Below are 10612 nucleotides of genomic sequence, written 5' to 3' on the forward strand. Positions count from 1 at the left end.
GCCCATGAACCGCCGTTTCGCCCTGCTGATCGTCCTTTCCATGGTGCTCGGCGTGGGGGTCGGATGGGCCTGCAACCAGTTCCTCAGCGCCGAACAGGCCAAGCAGGCGGCCGACGGCCTGTCGCTGATCACCGACGTCTTCCTGCGGCTGATCAAGATGATCATCGCCCCGCTGGTGTTCACGACGCTGGTGGCCGGCATCGCCCACATGGAGAACGCCGCGGCCATCGGCCGGATCGGCGCCAAGACCATGGGCTGGTTCATCTGTGCGTCGATCGTCTCGCTGCTGGTCGGCCTCATGATGGTCCACCTGCTGCAGCCCGGCGCGGGCCTGCACCTGGAGACTGCGGCCGCCGCCGCCCCGACTGCGGCCAACACCGACGCCTTCACGCTGAAGGGCTTCATCACCCACCTGGTGCCGACCTCGATCGTCGACGCCATGGCCAAGAACGAGATCCTGCAGATCGTCGTCTTCTCGCTGTTCGTCGGCACTGCGGTGGCCGCGGTCGACGATCGTGCGCCGGCTGTGGCGGTCCTGGTCGAACAGGGCGCCCAGATCATGCTAAAGGTCACCGAGTTCGTGATGAAGCTGGCCCCGCTGGCCATCTTCGCGGCCCTCGCCTCGACCATCGCGACGCAAGGCCTGGCCATGCTGGCGGTCTACGGCAAGTTCGTGGTCGGCTTCTACGCGACCATGGGCGTGCTGTGGGGGCTGCTGTTCATCGCCGGCTTCCTGGTGATCGGCAAACGCGTCGTCCCGCTGTTCGGCGCGATCCGCACCCCGGCCCTGCTGGCCTTCTCGACCGCCAGTTCGGAGGCCGCCTATCCGCGCATCCTGGACGCTCTGCCGAAGGTCGGCGTGCGCCGCCGCATCGTCTCGTTCGTCCTGCCGCTGGGTTACTCGTTCAACCTCGACGGCTCGATGCTGTACTGCACGTTCGCGACCATCTTCATCACCCAGGCGCACGGTGTGCATCTGACGGTTCAACAGCAGATCTTCATGCTGCTGCTGCTGATGGTGACCTCGAAAGGCATCGCCGGCGTGCCGCGCGCCTCGCTGGTGGTGATCATGGCCACCCTCACCTACTTCGGGCTGCCCGAGGCCTGGATCGCCATCGTGCTCGGCGTCGACCACCTGCTCGACATGGGCCGCTCGGCGACCAACGTGGTCGGCAATTCGGTCGCCGCCGCGGTGGTGGCCAAGTGGGAGGGCGAGCTGGAGGACATCGAGGACGAGGATCCCGACGCCCCCGGCGAGCCCGCCAAGGCTACGGCCTAGCCGGCCGCGGGCTTCGCCCAGGCGCAGACGCCCAACGTCGCGCCCGACTTCAGAAGCTTGTCGACCTGCGCCTTGGGAACCGCCCGCGAGCGGCCCGAGGCGCAGACAGCGGTAAGCTCCGAATGCCCGGCCACGTCCAGCAGCAGCTGGTCCCAGTGCCGGTACTGCACGTCATGTCCTTCGCCCGGATAGAGGCGCATCTCCACGACGTTCGGCAGCTGCGCCTTCCAGCGCTCCGCAGTGTCGGCGGTGACCAGCTTGTCGGCGCTCCCCTGGTAGATGAAGGCCGGCGCCTTCACCGCCGAGAGGTCCGGGGCCGGGCCGCAGTAGCGCATGATCTCAGCCACTTCCGGCGCCGGGTCGCCCATCTGGCCGCGGATGTAGAACGCCCGCGCGCCCTCGTCATAGGCGCGGTCAGCGAAACCGGGGATCTGGTGCGTCGGGCTGTCTTTCGGGAATCCCCACCAGGTCTTCGGGTTCTGCACCTGGGACTTCATGATGCCTGTGATTTGCTCGGCGGTGAGCTTGCAGAGCCCGTCGCCGGGCGGACGTTGGGTCGCGGCGGCCAGTAGGTGCAGCGAGATGAACCGCTCGGGCATGGCGGCGGCGACCTGCGCCATGTAGGGGCCGCCGCCCGAGATGGCGACGCCGGCGACGCGCTGGACCTGCAAGTGGTCGAGCACCGCCCGCACCTCGGCGACATAGTCGCCGTAGCTCCAGCCGGCCGCGATCGGGCTGTCGCCAAACCCGTTCCGCTCCACGGTGATGAACCGCAGCTTCAGCTGCTTGCGCATCGACTTGAGAAACTCGGTCATCTCGAAGGCCCGGGCGCTGGTGCCGGTGCCGCCGATGAACAGGACCGGCCGGAACCCGGCCTCGCCCGTGTCGGTGAAGTGGACGGTTCGCCCGTCCGCGGTCTTCAGGGTCTGGACCGCCGCGCCGAGGTCGTCGAACGCGACCGGCAGATCCCCGACCTTGGCGACGGTCGGCGCCTCGGCATGCGCGGTCGTCGCCAAAAGGCAGGCGGCAAGGGTCAGGCTCAGCAGTCTCACGGCGGTCTCTCCCCAATCGTTGCGACCACTGAGACCAGTTCGCTTCGACGTTCCAGGGGCGCCGTAACGTCAGGCCATGACGCGCGCTCGCCGCAACGGCCAGAAGGCCCCCACCACGACCGCCCCAGCGGCCGCGCGAGCCAATGACGAGCTTAGCGGACCATGTCGCGCAGGAACGCAATGGTCTCGACTGCGGCGGCGAGCACCGCCCCGATGACCACAAAATCGAACGCGCGGCGCGCCCAGACCAGCATTGGATTGCGCCGCACGACCGGCGTGTCTTCGGCGAAAGTAAACCGCATGGTGTCCTCCGTTGGGACGTATTGCCCTGTCGGAGAACGGATGCCGCAAGCTGCGCGCCAGTTGCTATTTGGCCAGCATCGCCCAGCTCCAGAGACCCAGGCAGGCGAACAGCAGGGTCCACATGAAGACGCGAAGGATGACCCAGCCGCTGGGAGGCGGCTTCCGCGGCGACGGCTCCTCGTACTGGATGGAAAAGCGGGTCATGCGCGGATGCATAACGTCGTTCCGTCAATTGCGCGTAAACGGTTTTGGTTAGTTTCTGGGTCTTTAACCCTAACGCTCGCGTCAAGGTTTCAAGGAGTTGACCAATGCACGCTGGATCGTGCCTGTGCCGGACTGTTCGCTACGAGGTGGACGGCGATCTGCCGCCCATCCAACTCTGCCACTGTGGCGACTGCCGCAAGGCCCAGGGCGGGCCGTTTGGGGCCAACATCCCGCTGGAGACCGCCAACTTTCGCCTGCTGAGCGGCGCGGACGAACTGACCGCCTACGAGTCGTCTCCCGGCAAGGAACGGGTGTTCTGTCGCCGCTGCGGCGGGCCGCTGTTCAGCCGCCTGGCCAGCAAGCCCGGCGCGATGCGTTTGCGGGCAGGAACCCTGGACGCCCCGACCGCCGTCAAGCTTGGCTTCCACTTCTATGTGGACTCAAAGGCCGCATGGTGGCCGATCACCGACGACCTGCCGCAGTACCCCGACGCCCGCCCCTAGCGGATCGGATTACGCCGCGCGACGCCGCCCTCCGGCAATCCGACACGATAGGCGCCGAAGCGGGCGTCCGGCGACATGTAGTCGGTCGAGATGAACTGCGCGCCCGAAGCGAAGGCGGCGTCACGACGCGCGGTGTCGCCGCTGCGGGCCTCGACCGTGTCGGCGTCAGCGCGGGTGCGCACAAGGAGTCCGGCTTTCACCGCTGCAGCGATGCGGGGGGCCTGCTGCTGCGGCTCGTTGAGGGTGATGTACCCGGCCGCAGGCGAGGTCTCGTCGACGTTCACGAACATGACCCGCCCCGCTAGCGAGCGGCGCTGCCCGCGATAGACGGCGACCTGTTCCGGCGGAGCGTCGAGCGCGAACATCACCTTCCCGCGGGCGGCTTTCAGCGTCGGCCACGCGCCCGCCGCCACCGCCTCGCGCAAGCTGGCGCGCCGGCCCTGAACCCTATCAGGTGTGATCAGCTCGCGCTCGGCGAAGACAGACCGGATTTCGGCGTCGATCGCGTCCATCGCAGCCGCGTCGAAGACGGGCGCATCGACCGTACCAGGGACCTTCAGCCCGCCCTCCTTGAGGTTCAGCAGCACCAGGATCGGCAAATGCTCGGGGTGCGCTTTCGACCAGTCGGCGACCTGGCGCAGACAGTCGGTGAACCGCGGGCAGCTCGAGCGATAGTCGATGTCCTGTACGTGCATCACCTTCATGCCGGGCGCCTTCAGAGGCGCGAGGTCGTACGGCAGGTCCGGCGCCATCTTCATCGCCAGCGGCGATGCGTAGCGTCCGCCTTGCGGATCGTTCAGCAGATCGAGTTCGATCTGCCGCGCCCCCGCGTCGAGCTGCGAAACCAGCGGCGGGTGGGCGTAGTCGAGGCCGTCGGCCTGCTTAGGATCGACCGCCCTGAGCAACGCCATCTGCTTGGGCGCAATCGCCAGCTTGTACGAATTGTGGGTCCCGACGACCTGGAGGTCGTTGAGCTTCAGCGCGTCGACCGACGCACGGGTGCAGCCCGGCTCGCCGCTCGGCGTCTCGAGGTCGCAGCCCGCATGAATCGCGGCGGCCGCGGCGATGGCGGTGATGATCATGTGCTGCCTCGCCTCAGCCCACGCGCTCGACGCTGATCTCCAGCGGCTCGGCCGGATGCTCACCGCGCACGATCGAGCCGATCAGCTCGCAAAACCGTTCAGGCCAGATGCGCTCGCTGGTGGCGGCGATCTCGTCCAGGCTCCACCACCGGATGTCGTCGATGAGGTCCCGTTCATAGGCCTCCCAACCGTCGCGCGTCGGCTCTCCGCCGCGGCATCGGGCGACGATGTAGCTCTCCTTAAACAGCACTGTCTCGCCGGTCACCAGGTCGCTGACCGACTGGCGAGTCCACACGATCGGCCCCAGCTCCACACCCTCGACGAAGCCGGTCTCCTCGGCGATCTCACGCAACGCCGCCTGCAGCAGCGTCTCGCCCGGCTCGACCCCGCCGCCGACCGTGAACCAGGATGCGGTGTGCGCCGGCCGGTTCGGCAGCCGCCCTTTCAGCAACAGGATACGCCCGCAGTCGTCGAACAACAGAACCCGGGCCGTCAGTCGTTCGCGCATGCACCCTCCTGCCTCCTGCGGCGAGACACGCCCCGCGGCTCGCCGCATTTAAGGCGAACCCTGGTCTCAACGTGAAATTAATCGCGCCAATCAAGGATGCGAGGCCTCACGTGGGATGGAGACCCTCGGCTTGTCGTTAGCCCCTCAGCGCCTGCTCGGCTTCGCCTTTGCGAGCGCGGACCTCCTGCTGGAACTGGCCCCGGACGGCCGCATCGCCCTGGCCATCGGGGCGAGCGAAGCGCTTTCCGGGTCGGCGGAAACCGATCTGGTCGGCCGCAACTGGCGCGACTTCATCGACCCGCGCGACTGCATGATGGTGGCGGCCCTGCTGAGCGGTCTCAAAGACGGCGGCCGCGGCGGGCCGATCGTGGTCGGCCTGGCCGGCGAGACCGACGGCGAGCGCGCCGCCGCGATGTCCGCGTTCAAGATGCCTGGCAACGGCGGCGCGGCCTCTTGCGCGCTAAGCCGCGCGGCGCCCAAGACCAGCCACGACCTGCATGACAAGTCCGGCTTCGAAGCCGCCACCGGGGCGTTGATCGAGGCCGCCCGCGCCACCGGCGAAGAACTGGAAATGGCGTTCCTGGAGTTCGGCGGCCTCGCCGCCCTGCGTGACCGGCTCGGTCCCGAGGCGTTCGTGGCTCTGGAACAACGCCTGATCGGCGGCCTGCGCGCGCAGTCGCACGGCGGCTCGACGGCCGCCAGCCTTGGCGCCGACCGTTTCGCGCTCGTGCGGCACAAGGGCGAGGGCGTCGACGCCCTGATCCAGCGCCTGATCGCCGGCGTGACGGCCGACTCGGTCTCAAGCCTCAAAGCCACCGCGCGGCTGATGAGCTTGCAGTCGACAGCCTCGCCCGCCCAACTAGCCCGCGCGATCCGTTACACGCTGGACAACTTCATCGCCGAGGGCGTCGGCGACGGCTCCCCGCTCGATCTCAACGACATGGTCGACCGCTCGATCAAGAAGACCCTGGCCGACGTCGGGGTGCTCGGCGCCGCGGTGACCGACAAGCGCTTCCGTCTCGTCTACCAGCCCGTCGTGGACCTGAAGGCCGGCTCAGCCCTGCACCACTATGAGGTGCTTGTGCGCTTCGGCGACAGCGCCAGCCCCTATCCGATGATCCGGATGGCCGAGGAACTCGACATGATCGAGCCGCTCGACATCGCCGTCGTCGAGGAAACCATCAACCGGCTCGCCAGCGAGCGTGACCTGAAACTCGCGGCCAACGTCTCAGGCCGCACAATCATCAGTCCGTCCTTCGTCAGCGCCGTGCGCCAGATGCTGGCCAAATCGCCAAGCGTCGCCGGACGCCTGCTGCTGGAGATCACCGAGAGCGCGGCCATCGACGACCTCGCCCTGGCCGACCGCCACCTTTCGGCGTTGCGCCAGGAGGGTTGCATGATCTGCCTGGACGATTTCGGCGCCGGCGCCGCGTCGCTGGCCTATCTGCAGCAACTGACCCTCGACATCGTCAAGATCGACGGCCGCTACATCCGCGAACTGCAGCACGGCGGCCGCGAGAGCACATTCATCCGCCACCTGGTTCGCATGTGCGCCGAGTTGAAGGTGCGCACCATCGCCGAGATGGTCGAGAACGCCGCCGCCGAGGACGCCGTCCGCCGCGCCGGGGTCGACTTCGCCCAGGGCTGGCTCTACGGCGCGCCCAGCGACAGCCCCGCGCTGCGCTTGGCGCCCGCCCCGGCCGCGGCGGCTGTCGCGCCCCGGCCCGCCGCCCGCCGGGTTGGATCCGTGGACAGCTGGGGCTGATGGCCCAGCCGCGCTTTCTGACCGATCGCCTGATCCTACGTCCGCGAGACGCCAGCGACCTCGAGGCCAGCGTCGCGGTCAACAGCGATGCGGAGGTGATGCGCTATCTCGGCGACGTCTGGCCGCCCGACCGCCAGCGTGCGCACCTGTCGGCGCAGATCGACACCAACTTCGGCGAGGGCCTCGGCTACTGGAGCCTGTTCGAGCAGACGGCGCCCGAGCAGATGCTCGGCTGGGCCCTGCTGACCCCTCTGCCGGGAACCGACGACGTCCAGATCGGCTATCGCCTGAGGCGCGACGCATGGGGCCGCGGCATTGCGACCGAGGCGGCTGCGCAGCTGATGATCCACGCGTTCGAGACGATCGGTCTACCCGCCCTCGCCGCGACCGTGCACCCGGAGAACTTGGGCTCCCAACGGGTCATGGCCAAGCTCGGCTTCGCCGATGCAGGAACCTACGACGCCGGCGGCAAGATCGAGCGTCTCTACCGCCGGCTCGCCTAAGGTCAGCCGCGCGCGCCGGCGATGTACTGATCGACCACCGCTTCCAGCACGGTCAGGGGCATCGCGCCCGACAGCAGGCCTGCATCGTGGAACTTGCGGATGTCGAAGTTCGGCCCCAGCGCCGCCTTGGCCTTCTCGCGCAGCCGCAACCATTCCAGCTTGCCGACCATGTAGCTGCAGGCCTGACCCGGCCAAACGACGTAGCGCTCGATCTCGGTGGTCGAGGCGGTGGTCGGCGTGCCGCTGATAGCGGTCATCGTCTCGATGGCCTTCTCGCGGCTCCAGCGCTTGGCGTGCATGCCGGTGTCGACCACCAGACGCCCGGCGCGGAACAGCGCCGCCTGGATGTAGCCGATCTCGCCGCGCGGATCGCCCTCGTACACGCCCATCTCCCGGGCCAGTTCCTCGGCATAGAGCGCCCAGCCCTCTCCGTATGCCGACAGGAAGGTGGCGCGGCGGATCATCGGCAGGTCGGCCTCCTGCTGCAGCGACAGCTGCAGGTGATGGCCCGGCACGCCCTCATGATAGGTGATCGTCGGCAGCGCCCACTTGGGATACTCGGCCGTGTCGCGCAGGTTCAGCCAGTAGATGCCCGGCCGCGCGCCATCGAGGCTCGGCTGGTTGTAGTAGCCGCCGGGCGCAGCCGCTTCGATCGCCTTGGGCACGCGCTGGATCTTCAGCGGCGCCTTGGGCAGCGTCCCGAAGTACTCCGGCAGGCGCTTGCTGGTGGCGGCGACCAGATCCATCAGGTCGGCGATCAACTTTTCCTTGCCGACGTCGGTGTTCGGGTAGTGGTAGCGCTTGTCCTTGTAGAGCGCCTGGATCCGCTCGCCGACCCCGCCCTTGGTCAGGCCCTGGCCCTTCAGAAGCTCGTCCGCCCGCGCCTGCAGCGCCTTGGCCTGCTCCAGGCCGATGTTGTGGATTTCGTCGGCGCTCAGCCGGGTCGTCGTCGAACCGTGCAGCGCCTGCTCGTAATAGGCCTCGCCGTCCGGCTGGCGCCACACGCCGGCGTCGTGCCAGGCCTTGCCCTGGATGTCCTTGAACAGCGCGATCTGGCGCTCCAACGCCGGCGCGATCTTCTCGGCATAGATCTTGGCCGCCTGACCCGCATAGTCGCCGGCGATGCCCTTCTCCTTGGCCCGGCGGGCCACCGACGTCACCAGGCCCGAAGCCTCGGGCGCGACCAGCATGCCCTGCATCTGCGGCAGAGCGCGCGCGACGATGAAGTCCGGCGGGATCACGCCGGCGCCGACATCCTTGCGGGCGCGCTCCACCTCGTCGTCGATCACCCGGCCGAGGTCGGCCAGGCGCGAGAGGTAGGCGTCAGCGTCTTCCTTGCTCTCGATGCGGTGCTGATTGTCCAGCCAGGCCGGCGTCGACTGATAGGATCCGCTCAGCTGCGAGATCATGTAGGGCTGCCCGGCGCCCAGATAGCCGTAGTCGAAACGCTGGTTGGCCGCCTCGGCGGTCTCCAGGTTGAACAGCACGCTGTCGTAGTTGACGCCGGCCATGCCGGTCAGCCGGCTGCGGTCGATGGCCCTCAGCTCGTTCAGCTGGGCCGTGTTCAGCGCCTTGGCGCGAGCCTTCTCCGCCAGCGAGGCGTCGTCGAGCTTGAACTTGGCCGGAGCCCGGGCGTCCTTGTCGAGGCCAAGTCCAGTGACCAGTTGCGGCGAATCGTCCAGTGCCCGGGCGAAAATCTTCTCGAGGAAGGCGTCCAGTTGCGCGGCCGCATCCAGCGCCGGTACCGGCGCAGCGGGCTGCGGCGTGACGCTAGCGGGGGCCGCGGCCTTGCTGGCGCAGCCGCCCAGGACGGCCAGCGCGCCTGCGGAAAGAAGCAGTTGTCGGCGACTGTGCATGTCCGCCCCCCAAAATGTCACAAAGTGGCGGGACACTACGGGGCTCGTCGCTCCGGCGACAAGACATGAGCATGGCGCGGCCGGATAATTCGCCGTAATGCGGGCCGTCGCATTCAAGGTGCTGTCGCAGTACGACCGCATTCTATCGGCAGGACGCTATCGCCCCCCGTGACGGAACCTGGACCAAGTGACTGATCCCAAGCCCGCCGACTGGAGCCGCAAGCTCGCCGCCTACAAGCGCCCGCGCCTCTCGCGCAGCATCTTCGAACTCGCCCTGACGGCCTCGGCCCTGGCCGGCCTCTGGGGCCTCGGCTGGGCCGCGTTTCACTTCGGACTCTGGTGGCTGGCGCTGTTGCTCACCGTCCCGGCAGCGGTGTTCCTGGTGCGCCTCTTCATGATCCAGCACGACTGCGGCCACGGCTCGTTCTTCGAGGACAAGGCCGCCAACGACTGGGTCGGGCGCGCCATCGGGCTGTTGACCCTGACCCCCTACGACTACTGGCGGCGCACCCACGCCATGCACCACGCCACCTCCGGCAATCTCGATCGCCGCGGCCTGGGCGTGATCGAGATGCTGACCGTCGAGGAGTATCTGGCCCTGTCGCCGACCCGGCGGCTCGGCTACCGACTCTATCGCAATCCGGCGGTGATGTTCGGCCTTGGCCCGACCTTCGTGTTCTTTCTCCAGCAGCGCTTGCCGATCGGCCTGATGAAGGATGGCTGGCGGCCGTGGGCCTCGACGCTCGGCAACACCGCCATCGTCGCGGTCGGCGTCGCGCTGATGATGTGGCTGCTCGGCGTCGCGCCAGTGATCCTGGTCAACTTCACCACCATGGTCATCGCCGCCACCATCGGCGTCTGGCTGTTCTTCGTGCAGCATCAGTACGAAGGCGTGGCCTGGTCCCGGAACGGCCAGTGGAAGCGTGACGACGCCGCCCTGCACGGCAGCTCGCATTACGACCTGCCCCAGCCGCTGCGCTGGCTGACCGCCAATATCGGCATCCACCACGTGCACCACCTGTCGGCGCGCATCCCCTTCTATCGCCTGCCGCAGGTGCTGAAGGACCATCCGGAGCTGCACGACGTCAGCCGCATCGGCCTGTGGGACAGCTTCAAGAACGCGCGTCTGGCCTTGTGGGACGAGCATGCCCAACGCCTGGTCTCGTTCCGGGAGATCCGCGGCCTGCCGCGCGCCGCCTGAGGCCCCTGCCCTGGGGTCAACGTTGACACCCGCGCGCCGCTGACCCCCAACTTCCTCCCAAAACACAAAGACATTGGGAGGTGACGTCGTGAGCGCGTGGACATTCGCTGACGTCTGGGAGGCGATCGCCGCCAGACAGCCTGACCATCCGGCCTTGATCCAGGGCGATCGTGTCGTCACCTGGGGCCAATTCGACGCCCGCGCCGACGCCCTGGCCGCCCACATGGTCGCGCACGGGATCACCGCCGACGCCAAGGTCGCGGCTTACCTCTACAATAGCCCGGAGTACCTTGAGACCTACTACGCCGCCTTCAAGGCCGGGGTCGCGCCGATCAACACCAACTATCGCTACGGCG

Annotated in this window: 12 protein-coding genes; 6 read left to right on the top strand and 6 right to left on the bottom strand. The window is 68.0% G+C overall.

All coding sequences use genetic code 11. The features are described 5' to 3' along the window. The first annotated feature begins 4 nt into the window (after positions 1-4). Complete coding sequence (locus tag C0481_RS09470; RefSeq protein ID WP_293402995.1) at positions 5-1279, top strand: dicarboxylate/amino acid:cation symporter; 1275 nt, start codon at positions 5-7, stop codon at positions 1277-1279. On the opposite strand, the gene C0481_RS09475 is transcribed toward C0481_RS09470, so the two are convergent. The 3 genes from C0481_RS09475 to C0481_RS09485 all read right to left on the bottom strand — a co-directional run bounded on the left by C0481_RS09475 (position 1276) and on the right by C0481_RS09485 (position 2838). After that, complete coding sequence (locus tag C0481_RS09475) at positions 1276-2331, bottom strand: alpha/beta hydrolase (RefSeq protein ID WP_293402997.1); 1056 nt, start codon at positions 2329-2331, stop codon at positions 1276-1278. The genes C0481_RS09470 and C0481_RS09475 overlap by 4 nt on opposite strands. A gap of 152 nt (positions 2332-2483) precedes the next feature. After that, the gene (locus C0481_RS09480; protein WP_293402999.1) at positions 2484-2633 is read right to left on the bottom strand and encodes a hypothetical protein; all 150 of its coding nucleotides are present in this window, start codon (positions 2631-2633) and stop codon (positions 2484-2486) included. A gap of 64 nt (positions 2634-2697) precedes the next feature. Beyond that, complete coding sequence (locus C0481_RS09485; protein WP_293403001.1) at positions 2698-2838, bottom strand: hypothetical protein; 141 nt, start codon at positions 2836-2838, stop codon at positions 2698-2700. Between the two features lie 104 nt (positions 2839-2942). Here C0481_RS09485 and C0481_RS09490 point away from each other — a divergent pair, with 104 nt between their 5' ends. Next, positions 2943-3341 carry a GFA family protein gene (locus tag C0481_RS09490; protein WP_293403003.1) on the top strand — a complete coding sequence of 133 codons (399 nt, stop codon included), beginning with the start codon at positions 2943-2945 and terminating at the stop codon, positions 3339-3341. Here C0481_RS09490 and C0481_RS09495 read toward each other — a convergent pair. Together C0481_RS09495 and C0481_RS09500 are read right to left on the bottom strand one after the other, a co-directional pair. Next, on the bottom strand, positions 3338-4423 hold the full coding sequence (locus C0481_RS09495) for a phosphatidylinositol-specific phospholipase C1-like protein (protein ID WP_293403005.1): 1086 nt from the start codon (positions 4421-4423) through the stop codon (positions 3338-3340). The genes C0481_RS09490 and C0481_RS09495 overlap by 4 nt on opposite strands. Before the next feature lie 13 nt (positions 4424-4436). After that, positions 4437-4931, bottom strand: coding sequence for an NUDIX domain-containing protein (locus tag C0481_RS09500; protein ID WP_293403008.1), 495 nt, complete (start codon positions 4929-4931; stop codon positions 4437-4439). Between the two features lie 130 nt (positions 4932-5061). On the opposite strand from C0481_RS09500, the gene C0481_RS09505 reads away from it, so the two are divergent. Both C0481_RS09505 and C0481_RS09510 read left to right on the top strand, forming a co-directional pair. Next, the gene (locus C0481_RS09505; protein WP_293403011.1) at positions 5062-6696 is read left to right on the top strand and encodes an EAL domain-containing protein; all 1635 of its coding nucleotides are present in this window, start codon (positions 5062-5064) and stop codon (positions 6694-6696) included. Continuing rightward, positions 6696-7199: a GNAT family N-acetyltransferase gene (locus C0481_RS09510; protein ID WP_293403013.1), complete on the top strand. Its 504-nt coding sequence runs from the start codon at positions 6696-6698 to the stop codon at positions 7197-7199. The genes C0481_RS09505 and C0481_RS09510 overlap by 1 nt, the downstream gene beginning before the upstream one ends. 2 nt (positions 7200-7201) lie before the next feature. Here C0481_RS09510 and C0481_RS09515 read toward each other — a convergent pair whose 3' ends face one another. Further along, positions 7202-9055, bottom strand: a complete 1854-nt coding sequence (locus C0481_RS09515; RefSeq protein ID WP_293403015.1) for a DUF885 family protein — start codon at positions 9053-9055, stop codon at positions 7202-7204. A 187-nt stretch (positions 9056-9242) separates the two neighbouring features. Between C0481_RS09515 and C0481_RS09520 the strand changes: the two genes are divergently transcribed. After that, a complete protein-coding gene (locus tag C0481_RS09520) occupies positions 9243-10256 on the top strand; it encodes a fatty acid desaturase (RefSeq protein WP_293403017.1) in 1014 nt (337 codons plus the stop codon). A gap of 88 nt (positions 10257-10344) precedes the next feature. Next, the coding region (locus C0481_RS09525; RefSeq protein WP_293403019.1) for an AMP-binding protein at positions 10345-10612 on the top strand (268 nt) is incomplete at its 3' end.

The sequence above is a fragment of the Phenylobacterium sp. genome, from assembly GCF_013822795.1.
GTDB lineage: Bacteria > Pseudomonadota > Alphaproteobacteria > Caulobacterales > Caulobacteraceae > Phenylobacterium.

Coding starts and splice junctions, on each gene's coding strand:
- C0481_RS09470 (WP_293402995.1), top strand. CDS start 5: ATGAACCGCCGTTTCGCCCTGCTGATCGTCCTTTCCATGGTGCTCGGC.
- C0481_RS09480 (WP_293402999.1), bottom strand. CDS start 2,633: ATGCGGTTTACTTTCGCCGAAGACACGCCGGTCGTGCGGCGCAATCCA.
- C0481_RS09485 (WP_293403001.1), bottom strand. CDS start 2,838: ATGACCCGCTTTTCCATCCAGTACGAGGAGCCGTCGCCGCGGAAGCCG.
- C0481_RS09490 (WP_293403003.1), top strand. CDS start 2,943: ATGCACGCTGGATCGTGCCTGTGCCGGACTGTTCGCTACGAGGTGGAC.
- C0481_RS09495 (WP_293403005.1), bottom strand. CDS start 4,423: ATGATCATCACCGCCATCGCCGCGGCCGCCGCGATTCATGCGGGCTGC.
- C0481_RS09500 (WP_293403008.1), bottom strand. CDS start 4,931: ATGCGCGAACGACTGACGGCCCGGGTTCTGTTGTTCGACGACTGCGGG.
- C0481_RS09510 (WP_293403013.1), top strand. CDS start 6,696: ATGGCCCAGCCGCGCTTTCTGACCGATCGCCTGATCCTACGTCCGCGA.
- C0481_RS09515 (WP_293403015.1), bottom strand. CDS start 9,055: ATGCACAGTCGCCGACAACTGCTTCTTTCCGCAGGCGCGCTGGCCGTC.